The organism is Segatella hominis, from assembly GCF_019249725.2.
In the GTDB taxonomy this organism is placed as follows: domain Bacteria; phylum Bacteroidota; class Bacteroidia; order Bacteroidales; family Bacteroidaceae; genus Prevotella.
This window is the reverse complement of the sequence record NZ_CP137559.1, coordinates 899,078-921,643: the sequence shown is the minus strand read 5'-3', so window position 1 is coordinate 921,643 and position 22,566 is coordinate 899,078. Positions and strand designations below refer to the sequence as shown.

General features: G+C 44.3%; 18 protein-coding genes. 11 read left to right on the top strand and 7 right to left on the bottom strand.

Going from position 1 to position 22,566, the window contains the following annotated elements:
- Window positions 1–459 precede the first annotated feature (459 nt).
- The 7 genes from KUA50_RS03630 to KUA50_RS03600 all read left to right on the top strand — a co-directional run bounded on the left by KUA50_RS03630 (window position 460) and on the right by KUA50_RS03600 (window position 10,450).
- A complete protein-coding gene (locus KUA50_RS03630) occupies window positions 460–1,854 on the top strand; it encodes a metallophosphoesterase family protein (RefSeq protein WP_218456279.1) in 1,395 nt (464 codons plus the stop codon).
- Window positions 1,851–5,261, top strand: a complete 3,411-nt coding sequence (locus tag KUA50_RS03625) for an AAA family ATPase (RefSeq protein WP_218456280.1) — start codon at window positions 1,851–1,853, stop codon at window positions 5,259–5,261. The genes KUA50_RS03630 and KUA50_RS03625 overlap by 4 nt, the downstream gene beginning before the upstream one ends.
- A gap of 226 nt (window positions 5,262–5,487) precedes the next feature.
- On the top strand, window positions 5,488–6,396 hold the full coding sequence (gene cysD / locus KUA50_RS03620; RefSeq protein ID WP_371318253.1) for a sulfate adenylyltransferase subunit CysD: 909 nt from the start codon (window positions 5,488–5,490) through the stop codon (window positions 6,394–6,396).
- A gap of 86 nt (window positions 6,397–6,482) precedes the next feature.
- Window positions 6,483–7,748, top strand: a complete 1,266-nt coding sequence (locus tag KUA50_RS03615) for a sulfate adenylyltransferase subunit 1 (protein WP_218456281.1) — start codon at window positions 6,483–6,485, stop codon at window positions 7,746–7,748.
- A gap of 13 nt (window positions 7,749–7,761) precedes the next feature.
- On the top strand, window positions 7,762–8,487 hold the full coding sequence (locus KUA50_RS03610) for a phosphoadenylyl-sulfate reductase (RefSeq protein WP_218456282.1): 726 nt from the start codon (window positions 7,762–7,764) through the stop codon (window positions 8,485–8,487).
- Between the two features lie 186 nt (window positions 8,488–8,673).
- Window positions 8,674–9,555, top strand: a complete 882-nt coding sequence (gene pstC, locus KUA50_RS03605; RefSeq protein ID WP_218456283.1) for a phosphate ABC transporter permease subunit PstC — start codon at window positions 8,674–8,676, stop codon at window positions 9,553–9,555.
- 55 nt (window positions 9,556–9,610) lie between these two features.
- Window positions 9,611–10,450: a PstA family ABC transporter permease gene (locus KUA50_RS03600; RefSeq protein WP_134842814.1), complete on the top strand. Its 840-nt coding sequence runs from the start codon at window positions 9,611–9,613 to the stop codon at window positions 10,448–10,450.
- A gap of 128 nt (window positions 10,451–10,578) precedes the next feature.
- Here the strand turns inward: KUA50_RS03600 and panD are convergent, their stop codons facing one another.
- A complete protein-coding gene (gene panD, locus KUA50_RS03595) occupies window positions 10,579–10,923 on the bottom strand; it encodes an aspartate 1-decarboxylase (RefSeq protein WP_022110374.1) in 345 nt (114 codons plus the stop codon).
- 72 nt (window positions 10,924–10,995) lie between these two features.
- Window positions 10,996–11,847 (bottom strand): pantoate--beta-alanine ligase, encoded by an 852-nt coding sequence (gene panC / locus KUA50_RS03590; protein ID WP_218456284.1) that lies wholly within the window; start codon window positions 11,845–11,847, stop codon window positions 10,996–10,998.
- Window positions 11,848–12,021: 174 nt separating this feature from the next.
- Between panC and KUA50_RS03585 the strand changes: the two genes are divergently transcribed.
- The 3 genes from KUA50_RS03585 to KUA50_RS03575 are packed head-to-tail and all read left to right on the top strand — an operon-like array spanning window position 12,022 to window position 14,484.
- A complete protein-coding gene (locus KUA50_RS03585; protein ID WP_118119152.1) occupies window positions 12,022–12,834 on the top strand; it encodes a glycogen/starch synthase in 813 nt (270 codons plus the stop codon).
- Between the two features lie 58 nt (window positions 12,835–12,892).
- Window positions 12,893–14,341, top strand: coding sequence for a DUF4270 domain-containing protein (locus KUA50_RS03580; RefSeq protein WP_218456285.1), 1,449 nt, complete (start codon window positions 12,893–12,895; stop codon window positions 14,339–14,341).
- A gap of 5 nt (window positions 14,342–14,346) precedes the next feature.
- On the top strand, window positions 14,347–14,484 hold the full coding sequence (locus KUA50_RS03575; RefSeq protein ID WP_118119156.1) for a dehydrogenase: 138 nt from the start codon (window positions 14,347–14,349) through the stop codon (window positions 14,482–14,484).
- Between the two features lie 208 nt (window positions 14,485–14,692).
- On the opposite strand, the gene KUA50_RS03570 is transcribed toward KUA50_RS03575, so the two are convergent.
- From KUA50_RS03570 to KUA50_RS03560, 3 genes are read right to left on the bottom strand one after another with little or no spacing between them, the layout of a single operon-like run.
- Window positions 14,693–17,176, bottom strand: a complete 2,484-nt coding sequence (locus KUA50_RS03570) for an ATP-dependent helicase (RefSeq protein WP_218456287.1) — start codon at window positions 17,174–17,176, stop codon at window positions 14,693–14,695.
- A gap of 18 nt (window positions 17,177–17,194) precedes the next feature.
- Window positions 17,195–17,929, bottom strand: coding sequence for a monofunctional biosynthetic peptidoglycan transglycosylase (mtgA, locus tag KUA50_RS03565; RefSeq protein ID WP_118119160.1), 735 nt, complete (start codon window positions 17,927–17,929; stop codon window positions 17,195–17,197).
- Entirely contained in the window at window positions 17,929–18,618 is a 690-nt protein-coding gene (locus tag KUA50_RS03560; RefSeq protein ID WP_218456288.1) for an OmpA family protein, read from the bottom strand. Before KUA50_RS03560 ends, mtgA begins: the two co-directional genes overlap by 1 nt.
- Before the next feature lie 268 nt (window positions 18,619–18,886).
- Here KUA50_RS03560 and proS point away from each other — a divergent pair, with 268 nt between their 5' ends.
- Window positions 18,887–20,368, top strand: a complete 1,482-nt coding sequence (gene proS / locus KUA50_RS03555) for a proline--tRNA ligase (RefSeq protein WP_218456289.1) — start codon at window positions 18,887–18,889, stop codon at window positions 20,366–20,368.
- A 173-nt stretch (window positions 20,369–20,541) separates the two neighbouring features.
- Here the strand turns inward: proS and KUA50_RS03550 are convergent, their stop codons facing one another.
- Both KUA50_RS03550 and KUA50_RS03545 read right to left on the bottom strand, forming a co-directional pair.
- Window positions 20,542–21,816, bottom strand: coding sequence for an S-adenosylmethionine:tRNA ribosyltransferase-isomerase (locus KUA50_RS03550; protein ID WP_218456290.1), 1,275 nt, complete (start codon window positions 21,814–21,816; stop codon window positions 20,542–20,544).
- Window positions 21,817–21,861: 45 nt separating this feature from the next.
- Window positions 21,862–22,566 carry a phosphatase PAP2 family protein gene (locus tag KUA50_RS03545; RefSeq protein ID WP_218456291.1) on the bottom strand — a complete coding sequence of 235 codons (705 nt, stop codon included), beginning with the start codon at window positions 22,564–22,566 and terminating at the stop codon, window positions 21,862–21,864.

The following is a 22,566-nucleotide window of genomic DNA, read 5'->3' as shown; positions in this document are numbered from 1 at the left end:
TTTTCCTTTCTTATTTAGATTGTTAGTTTTCTCACTTAATCGGTCCTTCTATCTCTGAGAGATATGATCTCTACTAAGTAACAGGATCTTCCTACTTAGGAATAAAAGTATCTCATCCTAAGAGAAATCTCCGTTCAAAGACGTTGAACCGACATTCAAAGTCGTTGAACCGCCGTTCAGAGTCGTTGAACCGACATTCAACGTCTTTGAACGAAGATTTCTATTAGGCAAAGATACAACATTATCAGGTAGAAAACAATAGTTTACCCAAATATCTTCACTTTTCCAGTCATTTTTCTTCATTTTTAGGGTATTTTTCCTTGCTTATCCCAAAGAATTATGCTAACTTTGTGGTCAGATTGCATTTCCGAGTTCAAGGATTGCAATCTTGGAACAGAGGAAAAACGATTGTAAACTTGAAACAAAGAAAAAGACAAAGATAACACACCCCCTATGAGTATGAAGATATTAGCAACCAGCGACTGGCACTTGGGCAACTTGTTTCACGGCAACGACCGACTGCCTGAACACAAGCACTTCCTGCAATGGCTCTTAGTGCAAATCGATGAACAAAAGCCCGATGCACTCCTCGTCGCAGGAGACATCTTCGACAATGGAAATCCATCGGCAGCAGCACAGACCGTTTATTACGAGTTTCTTGCCGATGCCACCCATCTGTGCCCGAACATGCAGATTATCATCACCGCCGGCAACCACGATTCCGCCAGCCGACTGGAGGCTCCCCGCCCACTCCTTGCCAGATACCATGTAGAAATCAGAGGAAATGTAAGGAAAATCTGGCAGCAGGGAGAAAACGAAGACGATAATAAAACCGGCGGACATTGGCTCTATTCCTACGACGATCTCATCATCCCTGTGTCCAATGAGGAAGGAGAAGAAATCATCATCCTCGCCGTGCCTTTCCTTCGGAGTGATGTTGTGCAGAACGCCTGTTATTCGCAAGGAGTCAACACCTTCCTGAGAGAACTGACTGCTGAAGCACGAAAGAAATACCCGGGCAGAAAGTGCATCATGATGGCCCACATGTACGCCAAGGGCTCGGATATCGCCAAAAAGGATGCGAGCGAGAAAATCATCATCGGCGGACAGGAGGAAGTGGATTTGGAAGGATGGAACGATCATCCTGACTACATGACTTGCGGACATATCCACAAACGGCAACATATCTGGAACACCGACTGGGCAAGATATACGGGAAGTATTCTTCCAATGTCGTTCGCCGAGAAAGACTACACGCACGGCATCGACCTCATCACCATCGGATGTGACAAGGGAGAAAAGAAGGAAATGGAAGTGAAGAAGAAAGAAGATGAAATGAAGGAAAATAAAGATGAAATTGAAGAAAACAGAACGAACGAGGACGAAACAGGAAACTGCAAAGGCAAGAGCAAGGATATAAAAGTAGAATTCCTGAAATACAAGCCTCAGCACTCCCTTCGCATTCTGCCTGAAAACGAGGAGGAACTCACCATCAAGAAATGGCAGAAACTCATCCATTCAGAACTTTCAGAAAGGATGAATGGCGAACTGAGCGACCATTTCGACTACGTAATGCTGAAGGTGAAACAGGAGAAGCTTTCCAACGATGACATCAAGGAACTGGAGAATCTCGTCAATGAGAAGGATGCCGTACTCTGCAAAATCCAGCGCATCATCCCGCAGTTAGACCTCTCCACAATCCAAGGTTCCCAGCAAATCACCAGCATCGAGGACATCGTCAACCGACCGCCACTTGATACTTTGAAGGAGGCCTTTGCCATCAAGCACAACGCTCCGATGAACGAAAGACAGGAGAAAATGTTATCCGATTTATTAACGACATCATCATTATGAAATTCCTACAACTCGAAATACTCAACCTCGCTTCGCTTGACAAACAGGGTGGCGAGGTCATCAACTTTGAAGAAGGTGCCTTAGGCGAGAGCACCATCTTCAGCATCGTAGGTCCGACGGGCAGTGGCAAATCTACCCTACTCGACGCCATCTGCCTTGCCCTCTACAACCGCGCCCCTCGCTACCCAAGAAAGAAAGGCGACAAGAATCAGAACATAGAGATTTTCGGAGAAGCTGATGCTAATGAAAACAACCGGTTAGCTCCTACAGATAGTCGAAACATACTGACCCGTGGCAAGAAAGAGGGTTACAGTAAACTCACCTTCCTTGCCAACAACGGCAGTATCTACCGCGCAGAATGGCACGTCAGATTCCAAAGAGTACGCTATGAAAATGCCAAGACTTCTCTCTATAAAATCACGAGAAACGGAGAACAACTGACAGAAGAAATAGCCGATTGGAACGAATTGCCGAACATCATCGGTCTCGACTACGACCAGTTCCTCCGCACCGTGCTCATCGCACAAGGTTCGTTTGCCAACTTCCTGACTGCAAAGGAAAACGAGCGCTACGAACTCCTGGAGAAACTCATCGGATGTGAGGAAACTTATACGAACATCGCTACTGAAATCAAGAAAGCAAAAGACCAGGCGGTGGATGCCTACAACCAGATGGCAGCATCAGTGGAAGCAGTAAAACAGAACCTGCTGAATGACGAAGAACTCGCCCAACTGCAAGAGGAAATCACCCTTTTGGAAAAGGCAGAGAAGGAACTCGACAGCCAATTGAAGGCCATCTCAGAAAACCTGCAATGGTATGAGGAAAACGATAAGCAAACGAAGCAAATAGCTATCTATCAAGCAGATATGGAGCAGGCTGCAAACGCTATCAAAGACATACAAGTCCAGATTATCCGTCTCCAGTTGCACGATGAAGTACAACCAGCCGTCAACCTGTTACAGGAAGTTGAGCGACAGATACAAAGCATCCACAATCAGGAAGAAGAAATCCTGAAATCGGAAGCTGCCATCAAAAGCAAGGAGGTTGGCATCACCGAAAGCGAGCATACTCTCTCCTACCTAAAGGAAGTAGTCAACAAGGCACAGGAGCAACTCGAAAAGACCATGCCGGTTATCGCTGAAGCAAGGGCGCTGAAAACAAAAATGGAAGCGGCAATGCCGAATCTGAAAGAAAAGAAAGAGGCATTGGAGTTAGCACAGAAAGAGAATCTAACTGCCCTGAAAGATGTGGAAGAGAACGCCAGAAACATCCAAAAATGGGAAGCTGAAACGGAGAAAACGAACCTTGCCCTCAAAACGACCAAGGAAGAGATTGCCAAGCAGAAACAGGTTCTGCACGAAGCGACGCAAGCCGCAGAACAGGCTTGGGAGAAGGAAAGAAATAAGACTGCCGGACAGAACATAGAGGAACTGCAGAACAGTAAGACTGTAGCTGACAGGAAACTGCAAGATGTCCAGCAAGCCATCAAGGTTGTGGCTCATCTCGATGCTGCCACAACTGAAAAGCAGAAGAATGAAGAGCGAATCCAGGTCTTGGGCAAGAGAAACGCGGAGATAGATGAGGCGCTGGGCAAATTGACCATCGAGGCGCTGACCCAAGAGACCCTGGTGCTGAGAAATGCCTATACCCTCATGGTGAGTGAGAAATGGGAGATTCATCGTGCCAACCTGACCGAAGGCAAGCCTTGTCCGCTTTGCGGCAGCACGACCCATCCTTATCATACCGACAACAGACAGTTTGAGGAAGCCACCACGGAACTCTCGCAACTTCTGAAAGCAAAAGAGGATCTGCTGAAACTGCAGCAGAAAGAGGAGAAGGATCTTTCCGGCGAAAGAAAACAGAACGACGGCGAAGTACAGACGCTCCAAAAACAACAGGAAAAACTCTCGCGTGAAATCGCAACTTACGAAGAGGAATGGAAGGCACTCATCGCCCAGTATCCAAAGATTCCAAAGAAAGAGGCAGAACTGAAATCGCTCTTGCCTATCTATGAAGACAAGGCGAAAGAAGCAACCGGCAAACTGAGCCTGTTTAACAAGATTCAGAAAGAGATAGAACGGCTGACCCAACTCAAGGATAAGGCTGTAAAGGATGAAGCTGCGTATGAAAGCAAGGCTTCAACGATACTGAATAACGCTCAAGAAAGCACTTCAATATGCGCTACAAAACTGGCTGAGCACAAAGCACTTACCACAAATCTCATTTCACAAGAAAAGAACAAGAAAGAAGCTTACGAGAAAACTCTTCAAGCGTGGAATAACACCAAGAAAGAAATGGAGGAATGGCAGGCGCAATACCAGCAGATTCTGAATGGCGAAGAGCCTGATGCGGCAGAACAAAGACTGACTGCAGCTAAGGACGAAGCAACAAAAGCAGCAGATGACCAGAACGAGAATATCAACAAACTGAAGGCAGAACTCGCCAACAGGAAAGGTTCGCATCAAACCATGCTGTCTCAGAACAAGACGATGAAAGAGAATCTGCAAACGAAGGAAAAGGAACTCGACTTTTGGATTGAGGAATATAACAAGCAGCTTGCAGAAAAGAGCATCGAACCAAGCCTTATCGACCGAAATACCATCCGGGAGATGCTTCACTCTGCCAAAGACTGGAACGCTATCCGACGGGAAAAGGACGAAATGGAGAAAGCCGTGGCTTCAACTACCGCCCTTTATCAGAGCGCAGAAAAGGTGCATCAGCAGCACTTGGAACATCAGCCTGCCCAAACCCGTGATGCTCTCTTAGCCATTCAGCAGGAGTATCAGGAAAGAAGCCAGCGCAACGAACTGATTGCCGCCAACGCCAGGATGCAGAACCATCAGGAAGCCGTGAAGCAGTTGGGTGACAAGGCTGAGGCTCTGAAGCACGTAACGCAGGAAAAGGACAACTGGACAGCCATTACGGATGCCATCGGAGCAGACGGAAAGACGCTGCGCAAGATAGCCCAATGCTATACGCTCAGTTTCCTGATAGCGCACGCCAACCAGGAAATCAGAAAGTTCAACAGCCGTTACGAACTGCAGCAGGTAAAGCATTCGCTGGGCATCAGAGTCATCGACCACGACCGTGCCGACGATATCCGAGACACCACCTCCCTATCAGGTGGCGAAACCTTCATCGTAAGTCTCGGTCTCGCCCTGGGTCTGTCGGCATTGTCCTCCCGTAACATCTCCTTCGAGAATCTGTTCATCGACGAAGGCTTTGGAACCCTCGACCCCGATACCTTAGCCACCGTCATCGATTCCCTCGCCATGCTGCAAAGTTCGCAAGGCAAGAAGGTGGGCGTCATCAGTCATACCGACACGATGAGCGAGCGCATCACCACCCAGATAAGGATCATCAAGAATGGCAACTCCGGCAGCAGCCATATCGAGATCTATCCATGACACACCGTAATTACACCCTTCATTATAAAGTAATTACACCTTATTTAATATAGGATCCACATACGTTATCCATCATACATACCATACGTTTGGCAGCCTTATACCAAATGTATGGTATGTTCTTTACTCCCTGTATGGTAGTCTTTTTACACCCCATGTGGTATTGCCCAAGTGGGGAAATCACAGTACCTTTGCACCCAGAAAATAATAATAAAAAAAGACATAGATTATGGACAATAAGACTATCAAACATCTCAAGGAACTGGAGGCAGAATCTATCTACGTGCTCCGCGAAGTAGCTGCCCAGTTCGAGCGTCCAGTCATCCTCTTTTCGGGTGGCAAGGATTCTATCGTGATTACATATCTTGCCTACAAAGCTTTCTATCCGGCAAAGATTCCATTCCCGTTGTTGCACATCGACACAGGACATAACTTCGAGGAAACCATCCAGTATCGTGATGAACTGGCGAAGAAACTCGGAGCCGAACTCATCGTGGGTAGCGTGCAGGAAAGCATCGACAAGGGACGAGTGAAGGAGGAAACAGGTTATTATGCATCCCGCAACAAACTGCAGACCACTACCCTGCTCGACACCCTGGAGGAATATAAATTCGATGCAGCCATCGGAGGCGCACGAAGAGATGAGGAGAAAGCCCGTGCCAAGGAACGCTTCTTCAGTCATCGTGATGAATTCGGACAATGGAACCCGAAGAACCAGCGCCCTGAGCTCTGGAACATCTTCAACGGCAGAAAGAACATGGGCGAACACTTCCGTGTGTTTCCTATCTCCAACTGGACCGAGATGGATGTATGGCAGTATATCTTTTTGGAGAACATCCCGATGCCTTCACTCTACTTCACCCATGAAAGAGAGGTATTCAACCGCGACGGACAATGGCTCGCAGCCCTGCCTTGCATCAAGCGCAAGCCTACAGAGGAAGTGGTAAAGAAGCTGGTTCGCTGCCGAACCATCGGCGACATCACCTGCACCGGACTCACGGAATCAAAAGCAACAACCGTAGCGGATATCATCGATGAAATTGCTTCAACACGTGTGACAGAACGTGGAGGAAGAGCCGATGACAAGCGAAGTGAAACGGCAATGGAAGACCGCAAGAAGGCGGGATACTTCTAATTTAATGAGAAATGTGAAATGAGAAATGAGCATAGCAAGCATATAGTGCAAACAACTCAACATTTAACACTTAAGATTTAAAAAGCATGGACAGAGGTTATTTAGATATGGAACTGCTCCGCTTCTCTACTGCGGGCAGCGTGGACGATGGAAAGAGTACTTTGATAGGAAGATTACTTTATGATAGCAAGTCGATTTTCGAAGACCAGTTGGAGGCGGTGGAAGCGGCAAGTAAAAGCCGTGGTAATGAAGAGGTGAACTTAGCTTTGCTCACGGATGGTCTCCGTGCTGAACGTGAACAGGGCATCACCATCGATGTGGCTTACCGCTATTTTGCTACACCGAAACGCAAGTTTATCATCGCTGATACTCCGGGACATATTCAGTATACCCGCAACATGGTGACGGGTGCAAGTACTGCCGATCTGAGCATCATTCTCATCGATGCACGACATGGTGTATTGGAGCAGACAGTACGTCACAGCTATATTTCTTCGCTTCTCGGAATACCACATATTCTGGTGGCTATCAACAAGATGGACCTGGTTGATTTCAGTGAAGATGTATATAACAAGATTATCGCAGACTACAAGAAGATGTCTGAGACTCTCAATATCAAGAACGTAGTATTTATCCCTATCAGCGCCAAGGATGGAGATAATGTAGTCAACAAGAGTGAAAAGACGCCTTGGTATGACGGTCCAACACTTCTGAACTATCTGGAGACCGTTCCAGTAGGTCATAAGACGGTGAGTGATTTTTTCCGCTTCCCTGTACAGTATGTGATTCGTCCTATCAGCAATCAGTTCCCAGACTATCGTGGTTATGCAGGTAGAGTAAGCGGCGGTATCATCCGTCCGGGTGACAAAATTAGGGTTCTTCCTTCAGGTACAGAAAGTACCATCAAGAGCATCGACTTTGTAGAGGAGCATTTAGAGGAAGCTTATTCACCAATGAGCGTAACGCTGACCCTGAATGATGACATCGACATTTCTCGTGGCGATACGATTGTGAAGGCAGACGAAAAGCAGCCAAGTATCGAACAGGATATTACGCTGGATGTTTGCTGGTTCAACGAGCGCCCAGCTGCCATAAGGAATAAATATGTAATCCGTCAGGCTACTTTCGAAACACAGGGTTTGATACGCAGCATCAACTACCGCCGCAACATCAATACTTTGGAAAAGGAAGAGGGAGTAAGTGAATTGAAGATGAATGACATCGCCGAAATCACTATCCACACCGCCAACCCATTGGTATTCGACCCATATCAGGCGAACAAGGTGACGGGAAGCCTCATCTTCATCGATCCTGATACCAACGAGACTGTGGGAGCAGGACTTATTAAGTAATGAGAAATGAAAAATGAGAAATGATCAAAGTAATATAGAGTCTCTCGTACCAGAGCTCAATAAGAAATTCAGCGATGCGCCTGCCGAGGAAATTGTCGGTTATTTCCTTCAGGCATTCAAAGGGCGCATCGCTCTTTCTTCTTCTCTCAGCATAGAAGATCAGACGCTTACCGACATCATCGTGAAGACAGATAAAACTGCACGCATCTTCACACTTGATACTGGTCGCCTTTTCCCGGAGACTTACCAGCTCATCGACAAGACCAACATGACGTATGGCATCAACCTGGAGGTATTCTTCCCCAACTATGAGGCAGTACAACAGATGGTGAAAGAAGAAGGTATCAATCTGTTTTATAACTCCATAGAAAGTCGCCACCGCTGTTGCCAGGTGAGAAAACTGGAACCTCTCAAACGGGCAATGAAAGGACTGGATGTTTGGATCTGTGGACTGAGAAAGCAGCAGAGCGTGACCCGAAAGAACATGCAGGTAGTAGAATGGGATGACATTCACAACCTCATCAAAGTAAACCCACTCATCAACTGGTCTGAAGATGACGTTGAACAGTATGTAAAGAAGCACCATGTGCCTTATAACAAGCTGCAGGACAAAGGTTTTCCGAGCATCGGTTGCCAACCTTGTACAAGGGCTATTAAGCCTGGCGAGGATATCCGTGCAGGCAGATGGTGGTGGGAATCTCCAGAGCACAGGGAGTGTGGACTTCATCAGAGAAGCTAGGCTTTAAGTGAAGAGTGAAGAGTGAAGAAACAACGTTCGACGGACGAAGTGAAAGTCAATTCAAATGTTTTTAAGAAAGGAATGAGCATGAAGAATTTGATCATCAATATTTTGGAAGCTGCAGTATTTCTACTGCTGGGATTGGGCGTTAGTCTGCTCAAATAATTCTTGAAAAATAAAAAGAGTATGGATTATAGAATTGCAAAGGATAAGATTGCAGGACAAGTGATGTTCATCATGACCATTGCCTCCATATTACTGGTGATAGCCATGACGATAGGGTTGTTCATCAAATCGGAACCGATATTGAGCCTGTATCATCTGTGGGACCTGCTCACGGAAAGCAACTGGCGACCGATGGAAGGGAAATTTGGTTTTCTGCCATTCCTTGCCGGAACCTTCTGGTGCACAGTACTCGCCATGATTATTGCCTTACCGATATCACTTTTCATGGCTATATATCTTACGGAATATGCCCATCGAAGGATTAGAAAATACGTTTATCCCCTACTCGACATTCTCGCTGGTTTACCTTCGGTCATCTATGGTGTCTGGGGATCCTTGCTGATAGTACCTTTCATTTCAAAATATGTAGCTCCTCTCTTCATTGATTTTTCTTCGGGATATACGGTGCTTGCAGGAGGCATCGTATTAGGAGTCATGGTTATTCCCCTCTTAGTAAGTCTGTTCATGGAGATTTTCGATAACATATCGAAAGAACTGCGTGAGGCTTCGCTCTCTTTAGGTGCTACGCAATGGCAAACCATCAAATACGTGGTTCTGAGAAAAGCAAGATCGGGAATGATTGCAGCCATCGTACTGGCCTTGAGCCGTACGCTCGGAGAAACGATTGCAGTTCTCATGGTCTGCGGCAATCTTGCCATCGTACCAGGAAGTCTGCTCGATGCCTGCTATCCGATTCCGGCACTTATCGCCAATAATTATGGTGAAATGCTTTCAGTTCCGCTCTACGACAGTGCTCTGATGTTTGCAGCCTTCCTGCTTTTCTTCGTAGTGGTCATCCTGAATCTCTGTTCAAGAATCGTGCTTTTAAAGGTAAAAGGGTAAAAAGGTAAAAGGGTAAAAAGGTAAAAAAGTAAAAGGGTAAAAGGACAAAAGGCTTATGAAATACTTGGAAGAAAAAATCGTGAAAATTTTGATGCTTCTGTCGATCGGCATTGTCGCTTTCTTCGTACTGAGCGTTCTCTGGACCATCTTCAGACGAGGATTTCCGGTACTCTCCTGGGAAATGGTGAGTCAATTACCAAGCGGAGGTTTCTATCTGGGCGGTAAGGGAGGTTTTCTCAATGCCATCGTGGGAAGTCTTTATATCGTAGGAGGTTCTACCATAGTCGGACTGCTTATCGCACTACCTGTAGTATTCTATATGAACGTGTATCTGAAACCGAATTCCAAATTCGGTTATGCTGCCCGTCTGGCTTACGACACTCTCTTTGGAATACCAAGTATCGTATATGGCTCGTTTGCCTTCACCATCATGGTATGGTTGGGAATCAGAGCCTCGCTGGGCGGTGGAATTTTGGTAACTACCCTGCTGATAGTACCTATCCTGATTCGTTCGATGGACGAAGTAGCCAAGACCATCCCACAGGAGATTCTGGACAGTTCCTACAGTTTAGGAGCCACACGCATAGAAACCATCGGCGTCGTATTGCGACAGATAGCTCCAGCCATCGCTACCGCTACTCTTTTGAGCATCGGAAGAGCCATTGGAGACTGTGCCGGTGTGATGTTTACGGCAGGCTTTTCAGACCATATCCCTCATGGTCTCAACCAGCAAGCCGCAACGCTACCACTAAGCGTATTTTTCCAGTTGAGTGCTCCACAGGAAGATGTACAGAACAGAGCCTATGCTGCAGCCGTGGTGCTCACCATCATCGTTTTGATATTGAGCTTCGGTGGCCGTTTCATCATGAGTCATTTCTCGAAGAATAAAATATAATATTTGCGCACGCAGATTTTTCTTCTCACTAAATATTTTTATGTCCCATGGAACATAAAAAAGAAGGTGTGCCAAAAGTGGGAAATCCACTTCAGGCACACCTTTTTCCTTTTCCATTGAATAGAATCCTATACCTTATTTCCCTCTTTTGGGAAAACCACGGTAGGCTTGAAAGTCTTAGCCTCCTCAAAGTCCATGATGGCATAGGCAATGATGATAACCGTATCACCCACCTGAACCTTGCGGGCAGCAGCACCGTTCAAACAGATGCAACCACTGCCACGCTCACCCTTGATGATGTAGGTTTCCAAGCGTTCGCCATTATTATTATCTACAATCTGAACTTTTTCTCCAGCAATCAGTCCGGCAGCATCCATCAGATCCTCATCGATGGTAATACTTCCCATGTAGTTGAGATTGGCTTCCGTAACAGTCACGCAATGGAGTTTACTCTTCAATACTTCGATTTGCATATCTCGATTCGTTTATCTTTATCAAACTGACTAAATTTATAGAGCTAAATGATACTGTTTCTATCGCCAGGATTACCCCTTGTACTTGATATGGTCGATCAGGCGTATAGGGGTCTTTCCGCAATACACCGTAATACAACCTACAACATAGGCAGAGTCATCCCATGAAGCAACATCCTGCAAGGTATCACCATCCACAATCTCGAAATACTCCACTTCAAGACCATCCACGGCATTGATATCCTCAACCACCTTGTCGTGAGTTTCCTTGACAGTATGAGTCTTTGCGAACTCCACACTCGCCTTGAGAGCCTTGAAGATAGAAGGAGCAATAGCACGCTCATCAGCAGAGAGCAAGGTATTTCTACTACTCTTCGCAAGACCATCCTCATCACGAATGATAGGACACTCTACGATTTTGACATCACTACCGATGTACTTGACGAGTTGCTTGATGACTGCAATTTGCTGCCAATCCTTCTCACCGAAATAAGCACGAGTAGGACGAACGATATAGAACAAACGGCTAACTACCTGGCATACGCCATTGAAATGTCCAGGACGCTTAGCGCCCTCCATGACGGTAGAAACCGGTGGAAACTCAAAATGGCGCTCATCAGGAATTGGATACATTTCCTCAACTGATGGAGCAAATACATAATCAGCACCACAAGCCTCAAGAAGCTTGCAATCTGCATCGAGTGTACGAGGATAGCGATCCAGGTCACCCTGATCATTAAACTGAGTAGGATTCAAGAAAACTGATACCACAGTAACACCGTTTTCCTTAACACTGCGCTTAACTAAAGAGGCATGACCCTCATGAAGCGCACCCATAGTTGGCACTAAGCCGATTTCCTTTCCCTCCTTGCGAACATCGAAAAGTTCATTCTGGAGGTCAACAATCTTATTGAATACTTTCATCGTTTAAATCTGTTTTCAGGGTGCAAAATAACAACTAATTTCTGAAATAACAAAAAAATATCATAAAAATATGCCTTTTAGGGCATTGATTTCTTTGTTTTCCCTAATTTTTTCGCTAATTTCAACTTTTTTTTGTAACTTTGCACCTAATTCGAGAAGAATAAATTAATAATTATGGCAAAGAAAGTATTATTCATCAATCAGGAGATTAATCCATACGTAGCTGAAAGCCGCATGTCTGTCATGGGAAGAGAGTTGCCTCAGAAAATGCAGGAGGCAAGTTTCGAAATTCGAACATTCATGCCAAAATGGGGCATTATCAATGAGCGACGTGGTCAACTACATGAGGTTATTCGCCTTTCTGGCATGAATCTCATTATCGACGATACGGATCATCCACTGATTATCAAGGTTGCCTCTATTCCGACAACCCGTCAGCAAATCTATTTCATCGACAACGATGATTACTTCAACAACCGCCAAATGGGTGCGGACGAAAATGGCGTGGAATACACCGATAATGGTGAGCGCGCTATTTTCTATGCAAGAGGCGTGTTGGAGACTGTCAAGAAACTACGTTGGCAGCCTGATGTAATCGTTTGTCAGGGATGGATGAGTGCTGTGGTACCTCTCTATATCAAAACTGCCTACGCAGAAGAACCTTCATTCGCAAACTCCAAGGTTATCATCTCTCTTTACAACAACGAACTGAAGGGAGAGTTAGGCACCAACTTTAAGCAGTGCGTAGATTTCCGCGATGCGAAAGCAGAACTTCTGGATGGTTACAAGAACGACTTTGACTTCGTAGAACTCGGCAAACTGGCCATCGACTATTCAGATGGTGTGGTAGAAGGTGAAGAGGGCGTAAACCCTATCCTTCTGGAATATGCCAAGGAGAAAGAAAAGCCTATGCTGGGATTCACTGGCAACGACTTCGAAGAACCATATACAAACTTCATCAATGAGGTTTGTCCTGACGAAGAATAAAAGTTTATTCTGCAATATTCTGTTCCCTGCAAAGGGTTTTAAAAAACAAAATTTAGAAATGAAGTTTTTCAAATATACAGCATTGATAATGGCAGCCTTTTCCATGGTTGCCTGTGATGACACTACCGACATGATTGGTTCGTCTATCACTAATAATGTGGATAAACTCACCGTTACGGATGCAACATACAATGTAATTACCAATTCATTGGCTGCAGGATCCGTTTTAAGCAAGACAAATAATGGTATTATTGGTAAAGTAAAGGATCCGGAAACAAAAGCTTATCTGACAGCCGACTATATGGCTCAGTTAGCTCCGCTTTCTTCATTCGACCTCGATACTCTAAAATATATCAAGGATGCCAACAATGGTGTACTCAAAGCTGATTCCTGCTTCCTCCTCGTGAGCTATCAGAGCACATACGGAGACACCCTCGCACCGATGAAGGTTACTGCATACGAAATGACCAAAGCGATGCCTGAGGACAGAAATTACTATTCTGATTACGACCCGATGGCTGAAGGATATGTGAGCAAGGACAATTTGCATTCCAGCGCTACATATACCCTATCCAAATCAAAGGGCTATTTCAAGATTTATTTCAACAAGCCTTTTACGAAAAATGGGGTACAGTATGACAACTATGGTACATACATCATGCAGAACTACGAGAAGCATCCAGAATACTTCAAGAGCAATTATGAATTCATGAAGAATATCTGCCCTGGTTTCTATATCAAGCATGAGGGTGGTATCGGCAACGTAGCTGACATCTGGAATACTGAGCTCCAGTTCTACTGGACCCGAAAGAAGACCGTCAAGGCTTCTGATGGTGTAACAGACAGTACTGTTGTTTCATACGGCTTCAACCGATTTGATGGTACAGAAGAGGTCCTTCAGACGAATAGGATCACCAATGACCAGAACAGAATCAACGAGTTGGCTGCAGATGAAAGTTGTACATATTTGAAGTCCCCTGCGGGCATCTTCACTGAAGTTACTCTCCCTGTAGAAGATATCATCAGAGGTCATGAGAAGGATACGCTGAATACAGCAACGGTTATGTTCCCAAGAATCAACAATGTGGATGATAACAATGCATATAATTTTGATACTCCACAGACGGTTCTCTTACTGCCTAAAGACAGTTTGAAGTCTTTCTTTGAGAATGGTGATATTACAGACAATAGAACATCCTTCTACGCCACATACAATACCATCAATAAGAACACTTATACGTTCAGCAATATCAGTAACTTGATTACTGCCATGTATAAGAACAAGGGTAAAAGTGAGAATTGGAACAAGGCGGTACTCGTACCTATCACCATCACTACGGTAACAGAGAACTCATCTACCGTTATCAGTAAGATGACACACTGTATGAGTTTGACCTCTACCCGACTGGTAAAGGGAACTGATGTATATGAGACCAAAGATGGCAAGAATGTTCCCGCAGGACCTATTCAGATCAAAGTCATCTATAGCAAGTTTAAAGAGAATTAATCAAGATGGAAGACAATTTCCTGGAGCGTCATCGGGAGGACTACGAAAAGCGAAAAGCTGCATGGCTTCGCAAGAAAAAACGTTTTCCTGTGATTAAAGGCGGAAGGGCTATTCCTGAGAAACCAGAGGATGAGGCTCTATAAATGACGTAGTTTTAATAAACTCTATCATATTAAAAAGCGAAAGAAATAGGATGAGAATCTTATTTCTTTCGCTTTTTTATAGGTATTTATTGATTGGGTCAGAAGAATAAAATGGAATATAAATGACGATACTTATTCAGAGATCAAAAAACATGAGTCCAACTGAACCCTAAAGATGAAAACCTCTGAATAAGAACATCAAATCATTTCAACTGACAACAGTAAACTTAGCAAACTTCAACAAAAGTTGCTTACGACCAGAATTAACAAATTCTACGGTAGCCTTTGCATTCTCTCCAGAACCTTCTAATTTCACCACAGTTCCCACACCAAAACGCTGGTGTTCTATCTTGACTCCTTCCTGTAATCCTCCAAAAGAAGAATTCGTTCCGGAAACAGGTGTATCCTTCCCCATAATCCTGCGAGCAGCATTTACAGCTCTTACAGACTTGAAGTTTCCTTCATTGAGTGACGAAGATTTCGGTTCAGATCTATAACTGTCAGAACGAGAGGCAGATTTCGGTTCAGACTTATAGCCCTGAGAACTGAATGATGGCTTTGGATCCGGCATAAATTGGGATACCACAGATTTCTGTCTACGTTGACCTCTCAAAAACTCCGGTTCGTCATCATCCTGCTCCCATATTGACCTGCGGGTTCTGGAATAATCATCCCGATTCCAGGGCATTCTTCCGCCATAACCACTATCCATTCCACTCGATTCACCTTCAGCCTGAACCAATCGAGAATCAATCTCATCAATGAAACGGCTTGGATTATCAAACTCCATCTTTCCATAGCGGAAACGGTTTTTGGCATTGGTCAGGACACAGCGCTTCTCTGCACGTGTAATAGCCACATAAAGCAGACGACGCTCTTCCTCAAGTTCACGTAAAGAAACTGCAGAAATAGGACTTGGGAAAATATTTTCCTCCAGACCGACAACAAAGACGGTTGGGAATTCCAGACCCTTGGCAGCATGAACAGTCATCAGAGAAACACGGGGAGCATCATCATCTCCCTTACTATCCAGGTCGGTCAACAGGGCTACATCCTGCAGATAATCAGTCAGAAATATCTCTTCTGCCCTATCCTCTTCCTTGCGTTCCTCCACAAACGTTTGCATACCACTCAAGAACTCCTCCAAGTTTTCCTGACGGGCAATATTGTCTGCGTCCTTACCGCCATTAAAGATTTCTGCACTGATACCACTTTCCTTGATAATAGCCTCACCAAGTTCATAGACATCCACCTGATTAGCTCTTTCTATAAAACTACTGATAAGAAGACGGAATTTATCCAACTTAGTAAGCGTACCCTTGTTGACAGCTAATCCATAATGTTCGGGAGAAGAAATGATTTCCCACAAACTGACCTCCTGGCTGCGGGCACAATCAATCACCTTATTGACAGTAGTAGCACCAATACCGCGAGTAGGATAATTGATGATACGCTTGAAAGCCTCCTCATCATCAGGATTAGCCACTAGACGGAAATAAGCTATGATATCTTTGATTTCCTTGCGCTGATAGAAACTCAATCCACCATAAATGCGGTAAGGGATACCCTGCTTACGAAATTCTTCCTCAAAACTACGGCTCTGCGCATTCGTACGGTAAAGGATGGCAAAATCACTATACTCGCAGTCATCCATACGCTTGAACCGCTTGATGTCCTTGCTGACGATTAAAGCCTCCTCCTTATCGCTATAGGCAGGCTGGTACAGAAGCTTTTCTCCCTCTGCATTTTCACTGTACACATCCTTAGGAATCTGATTACGATTGTGCTTAATCAGACTGTTTGCGGCATTGACAATAGTTTGGGTAGAGCGGTAGTTCTGTTCCAGCTTGAAAAGTTTGGCATCATCGAAATGGCGTCTGAAATTCAGGATATTATCAATATTAGCACCACGGAAACTATAGATACTCTGCGAATCATCACCCACCGCACAGACACGCTGCTTTTCCTTACAAAGTTGCATCACGATATTCATCTGAACCTGATTGGTATCCTGATACTCATCCACAAGAATGAAATCAAAGCGGTCTGCATATTTCCTTCTGATATCCTCATGATCACGGAACAACTGGAAAGTAAGGGTAAGCAAATCATCAAAGTCCATTGCGTTAGCCTGCTTACAACGCTGAACATAAGCAGCAAAGATCTTCCCCACCTCTGGCATCTTCTCACGCAAATCACGCTGGATGAGTTCACCATTAGCAGCATATTCATTCGGTCCCATCAACTGGTTTTTTGCCATCGAAATCTTATGATGTACGGCAGCTGGCTTGTAAATCTTATCATCCAACCCCATCTCTTTGACAATAGCCTTGAGCAAGGAGCGAGAATCGGTCTCGTCGTAAATAGTGAAATTATTATTGAAGCCAAGATGAGACGCTTCTGCGCGCAAAATACGTGAAAAGATACTGTGGAATGTACCCATATACAGATGGGCAGCCAAATCGCCTCCCATCAGTCTATCAATACGTTCCCTCATCTCACGAGCAGCCTTGTTGGTAAAGGTTAAAGCCATGATATTCCAAGGTTTCAATCCCATTTCCAACAGATAAGCAATCTTGTAAGTAAGAACACGTGTTTTACCAGATCCGGCACCGGCAATCACCAGCGAAGGACCGTCTATATATTCCACAGCCTGACGCTGCGCCTCATTCAAGTCGTTCAATAAATCCATAAACTTCAAATATTATAACTATTTACCCTTATAACCACCCACTGCAGTAGAAGGGTCAAAATCCTCACCTTCTTTTGGGAAAGAAGGCACAAAACGCATTTCATGCTCTATCTGGCGTTGGCGCTTCTTCATATAAGCGCTCGGATTCTGGGAATCAAATTTTCTTGGATTAGGAAGCGTTGCCGCTATCAATGCACATTCACTTCTGAAAAGATCAGAAGCCTTTTTATTAAAATGGTATTCGGCCACAGCATCTACGCCATAGATACCATTGCCCATTTCTATACTGTTGAGATAAACCTCCATGATACGTTGCTTACTCCACATCATTTCTATCAGGAAAGTAAAATACACCTCAAAGCCTTTACGGGTCCAAGAGCGACCAGGCCAGAGAAAAACATTCTTGGCAGTCTGCTGACTGATGGTTGAGGCTCCATGAACCTTACCTCCACGGGCATTATTCTTAGCAGCATTCTCGATGGCATTAAAATCAAAACCATGATGCTTCAGAAAACGACCATCCTCGCTGGCCATTACAGCTACAGGCATATGAGGAGAGATTTTGTCCATACTTACCCAATGATGATGCAACGTAATGCTTTCACCATCAGCAACTTGCTGAAAACATCTGATAAACATCAGAGGGGTAAAATAAACCGGTAAGAAACGATATACTACAACAGCAAGAATGGTGGTACTGAAAAACAGCACCACCACCCATCTTAGAATATTTCTAATTCTTTTAAGTATCATTATTTCAATGTTCCGTTATTAGCGGCATTAACCATAGCCTGAGAAGCATAGAGGTAAACCTCTACACGACGGTTCTGAGCACAAGCTGCAGTTGTATTGACAACTGGGTTAGAAGAGCCCAATCCCTCAACAGTCTTTACCTGATTACGTGTTACACCACAAGAAGAAAGATAGCTATAAACAGCATCAGCGCGCTTCTGACTCAAAGGCAAGTTGATACCATCATTACCAGTTGCATCGGTATAACCCTGAATAGCAACCTCACAATCAGTATTACTCTTCAATACACCAGCAAACTTAGCCAAGTCATTCTTAGCTGCGCTGCTCAATGTAGAACCATTAGTAGGGAAAAGGATACCAGAATCGAAAGTTACCTTGACAGCAGCCAAACCATTGGCATCAGTAACCTGCTCTACCTTGGCATTCTCAACAGCCTTAGCCTGCTCAGCCACTTTATCCATATGCTTACCAATCAAAGTACCAGCACCACCGCCAACGGCTGCACCAATAGCTGCACCAACGAGGGCACCTGTACCACGATGGCTATTGTTCAACAAACCACCTACGATAGCACCGAGGGCTGCACCTGCACCAGAACCTACTGCTGCACCTGTACCAGTCTTAGTCTGACAACTACCCAAAACCAACAGCATAGAAAGTGCTGCAACCGAAAATTTCATCTTTTTCATATTCAAAATCTCCTATATTTTTGTTATTTAATTGCAAAGATAACTCTTTTTTCTCCATTATGGAGCTTTTTCTAATATTTTTTTGTATTTTTGCATGCAAATTTAATGGTATTTGATGAAAAGGGCAAAGGGAAACACCTATTTTGGGTTGGAAAATCCCTATTGTGCACATTTTCTGAAGATATTTTACTCCTAAGAACGGAGCGCAGATATCTGACGATACCTATATTATAATATATTTGGAATATTAAAATTTAGAATAATAAAAATGGCTAAGGAACTTAAGAATTTGACCAAGCGTGCTGACAATTACAGTCAGTGGTATAATGACTTGGTAGTAAAAGCTGACCTCGCTGAGTTGTCACCTGTACGTGGTTGTATGATTATCAAACCATACGGTTACGCTATCTGGGAGAAGATGCAGCAGCAGCTCGACAAGATGTTTAAGCAGACAGGTGTACAGAATGCATACTTCCCTCTCCTCATTCCGAAGAGTTTCTTCTCTCGTGAGGCTGAGCACGTAGCAGGTTTTGCCAAGGAGTGTGCCGTAGTTACTCACTATCGCCTCCGTTCTACGGAAGATGGTACTGAGGTAGAGGTAGATCCTAATGCAAAGCTCGATGAGGAATTGATTATCCGCCCTACATCAGAGACTATTATCTGGAACACATACAAGAACTGGATTCATTCTTGGCGTGACCTCCCTATCCTCTGCAACCAGTGGTGTAATGTCATGCGTTGGGAGATGCGTACTCGTCCTTTCCTCCGTACATCAGAGTTCCTTTGGCAAGAGGGTCATACCGCTCATGCTACTAAGGAAGAGGCAGAGGCAAAGGCTCAGGAGATGCTGAAGGTTTATGCTGACTTTGCAGAAAACTACATGGGTGTTCCAGTATTACAGGGTGTAAAGTCTGAGACTGAGCGTTTCGCTGGTGCTTTGAACACATATACCATTGAGGCTATGATGCAGGATGGCAAGGCTCTCCAGAGCGGTACTTCCCACTTCTTGGGTCAGAACTTCGCCAAGAGCTTCGATGTTACTTATTTGAACAAGGAAAATAAGCCTGAGTATGTATGGGCTACTTCTTGGGGTGTTTCTACCCGACTGATGGGTGCCCTCATCATGGTTCATAGCGACGATAATGGTTTGGTATTGCCTCCAAAGTTAGCTCCTATCCAGGTGGTTATCATCCCTATCAACAAGGGCGAGGAGCAGTTGGCTCAGATTACAGCTAAGTTGCAGCCTGTTATCGACCAACTCCGCGAGCTGGGCATCTCAGTGAAATATGATGACAATACTGCTAAGCGTCCAGGATTCAAGTTTGCTGACTACGAGTTGAAGGGTGTTCCTGTGCGTCTCGCTATGGGTGGTCGTGACTTGGAGAACAACACCATCGAGATTATGCGCCGTGATACACTCGAGAAGGAGAATGTAAGCTTCGATGGTATCGTAGAGCGCGTAAAGGATATGCTGGAAGACATTCAGAAGAACATCTTCGAAAAGGCTCGTGCTTATCGTGATGCTCACGTTTATGAGTGCGACAACTACGAGGAGTTCAAGGAGCGCGTGAAGAATGGCGGTTTCTTCCTCTGCCACTGGGATGGTACAGCCGAGACCGAGGCAAAGATCAAGGAGGAAACACAGGCTACTATCCGCTGCGTGCCATTCGCTTATGAGCAGACACCTGGTGTGGATATGGTAAGCGGCAAGCCTGCTGTGGCTCGTGTCATCATCGCAAGAAGCTACTAAAAAGTAGATTCCAATCATGCATAGATTTAATATCATAGATTTCTATAATAAATAAAATAGAGATTCTATCCTATCGATTCCTATAAATAATAAAAGGTGAATGAGAATAATTCTCATTCACCTTTTATTATTTATTATCAACTCAACTGAGTCTTTGAATACTTGACTACCCCTTATGGAATCAGCAAAGAAGAATCTCCATAACTCAAGAAGCGGAAATCGTGACTTAAAGCATAATCATATACTTGCCGCCAATCACCATGCAGGAAGGCGCTGACCAACAACAAGAGAGTACTCTGTGGCTGATGGAAATTAGTAACCAGCATCTTCACAATCTTATAGGTATATCCTGGAGCTATAATAATCTGTGTACTGGAATGCAGGGCCTCCAATCCATTCTTATCCAAATAATCTACGATAGCCAGAATAGCCTGCATCGGAGTAATATCATCTACAAGACCACCATCACGACCATCATCATAAGGATCCCACTGATTCACATGCAAATCCTCTTCATTGGCCTCTGGATGTTTCAACAGATGAACACCCATATAATAAAGACTTTCAATCGTACGAACACTGGTAGTACCCACAGCTATCACCTGACAATCATGGTGAAGCAGTTTTTCCAAGCTACGACGATGAACAACGATATACTCCGTATGCATCTGATGCCCCTCAATCTCCAAACTCTTGACCGGTTTGAATGTACCAGCACCAACATGAAGAGTCACTTCTTCCCTGTCTATACCATGGGCATCCAGATCTGCCAAGACTGCATCTGTAAAATGAAGACCAGCCGTAGGAGCAGCTACACTACCCTTGATTTTAGAATAAACCGTCTGATAGGTAGTCTTGTCACTCTCCTGAGTTTCGCGATTCAGATAAGGAGGAATCGGCAATTCACCGACTGCCTCGAGAATCTCAGCAAAAGAGATGTTTTCATTATCCCAATCAAAGTCTATCCAATAATTAGTTCCACCACCTACAGCTAAAGGAGCAGCCTTGCCGTCAGCACCAGCCTCTCCTCTTCGCATCGTTGCAGAAAGAGTGAGCGAATGACCTTTGATTTCAAAATCGCGTTTCAGGCTACCCTCTTTCCATTTTTTCAGATTACCCACCATACACAACCAGGAACAGTGACCAGCAGTCTGGAACATCAATTCATAATCGGTAGGAGCAGCAGGTTCCATCAAGAAGACTTCAATCAATGCACCAGTTTCCTTTCTGAAGTGCATACGTGCCTGAATCACCTTAGTATTATTAAATATCATCAAAGCTCCCTTAGGAAGATAATCCGGAAGATGATAAAAGACATCATCACTTACCTCTCCATGCTTATAGACCAACAGTTTAGAATGGTCTCTCTGAGCAATAGGAAACTTGGCGATTCGCTCATCTGGCAAACTATAATTGTAATCACTAATTTTTATATGTTTTGTATCCATTTTCAATTTATTCTTTATATAACAATCACCATTTCTCACATCACATTAAAATCCACTCATCATGATACAAGCACGCAAAAGCACATAGACGAGGATGAACATAATAACACCCATCACATAATCCAAATCATCATGCGCATAGCCCGTACTTGTATATTGATTGGAAATGTACTTAATCTTCGGAGAAATCTTATAGTACAAACGATAATACAGCAGGTAAACCAATATACCAACTACAACTCCCAATACCAGTCCACAGAGAATGTCTGAAGGATAATGTACACCTAAATAAAGGCGAGTCCAACAGTTCAACAATGACCAGAAGACCAACGTGAAAGTCATCAGACGACTACGTATCAAGAGAGAGAAAAATACAGCTAATGACATGGTGTTCGCTGCATGGGCAGAACAGAAGCTGAAATCTTTCAGGCGCATATTGTTGACTACCTCTATGGTATATTTGATAACAGGATCATTACTTGGTCTCCAACGGGCAACTAATGGTTTGATAATACCATCTACTAATCCGTCGGAAAAGAAGATACATAGAATAGCCATCACAACTACCAATCCTATCTGAGACATTGTTTCATTGTTTCTCATAACAATATAAAACAAAGCCAGATAAAGAGGAACCCAGGTCAATCCGGAAGAAAGTAGCCAGACTATCTGGTCCAACAGCATATTACCACTTCCATTAAAGAAGTGAAGCAACGCCAAATCCGCATTTAATAAAAGAGATGCTCCCAT

Coding starts and splice junctions, on each gene's coding strand:
- KUA50_RS03630 (WP_218456279.1), top strand. CDS start 460: ATGAAGATATTAGCAACCAGCGACTGGCACTTGGGCAACTTGTTTCAC.
- KUA50_RS03625 (WP_218456280.1), top strand. CDS start 1,851: ATGAAATTCCTACAACTCGAAATACTCAACCTCGCTTCGCTTGACAAA.
- KUA50_RS03615 (WP_218456281.1), top strand. CDS start 6,483: ATGGACAGAGGTTATTTAGATATGGAACTGCTCCGCTTCTCTACTGCG.
- KUA50_RS03610 (WP_218456282.1), top strand. CDS start 7,762: ATGAGAAATGATCAAAGTAATATAGAGTCTCTCGTACCAGAGCTCAAT.
- pstC (WP_218456283.1), top strand. CDS start 8,674: ATGGATTATAGAATTGCAAAGGATAAGATTGCAGGACAAGTGATGTTC.
- KUA50_RS03600 (WP_134842814.1), top strand. CDS start 9,611: ATGAAATACTTGGAAGAAAAAATCGTGAAAATTTTGATGCTTCTGTCG.
- panD (WP_022110374.1), bottom strand. CDS start 10,923: ATGCAAATCGAAGTATTGAAGAGTAAACTCCATTGCGTGACTGTTACG.
- panC (WP_218456284.1), bottom strand. CDS start 11,847: ATGAAAGTATTCAATAAGATTGTTGACCTCCAGAATGAACTTTTCGAT.
- KUA50_RS03585 (WP_118119152.1), top strand. CDS start 12,022: ATGGCAAAGAAAGTATTATTCATCAATCAGGAGATTAATCCATACGTA.
- KUA50_RS03580 (WP_218456285.1), top strand. CDS start 12,893: ATGAAGTTTTTCAAATATACAGCATTGATAATGGCAGCCTTTTCCATG.
- KUA50_RS03575 (WP_118119156.1), top strand. CDS start 14,347: ATGGAAGACAATTTCCTGGAGCGTCATCGGGAGGACTACGAAAAGCGA.
- KUA50_RS03570 (WP_218456287.1), bottom strand. CDS start 17,176: ATGGATTTATTGAACGACTTGAATGAGGCGCAGCGTCAGGCTGTGGAA.
- mtgA (WP_118119160.1), bottom strand. CDS start 17,929: ATGATACTTAAAAGAATTAGAAATATTCTAAGATGGGTGGTGGTGCTG.
- KUA50_RS03560 (WP_218456288.1), bottom strand. CDS start 18,618: ATGAAAAAGATGAAATTTTCGGTTGCAGCACTTTCTATGCTGTTGGTT.
- proS (WP_218456289.1), top strand. CDS start 18,887: ATGGCTAAGGAACTTAAGAATTTGACCAAGCGTGCTGACAATTACAGT.
- KUA50_RS03550 (WP_218456290.1), bottom strand. CDS start 21,816: ATGGATACAAAACATATAAAAATTAGTGATTACAATTATAGTTTGCCA.
- KUA50_RS03545 (WP_218456291.1), bottom strand. CDS start 22,566: ATGGGAGCATCTCTTTTATTAAATGCGGATTTGGCGTTGCTTCACTTC.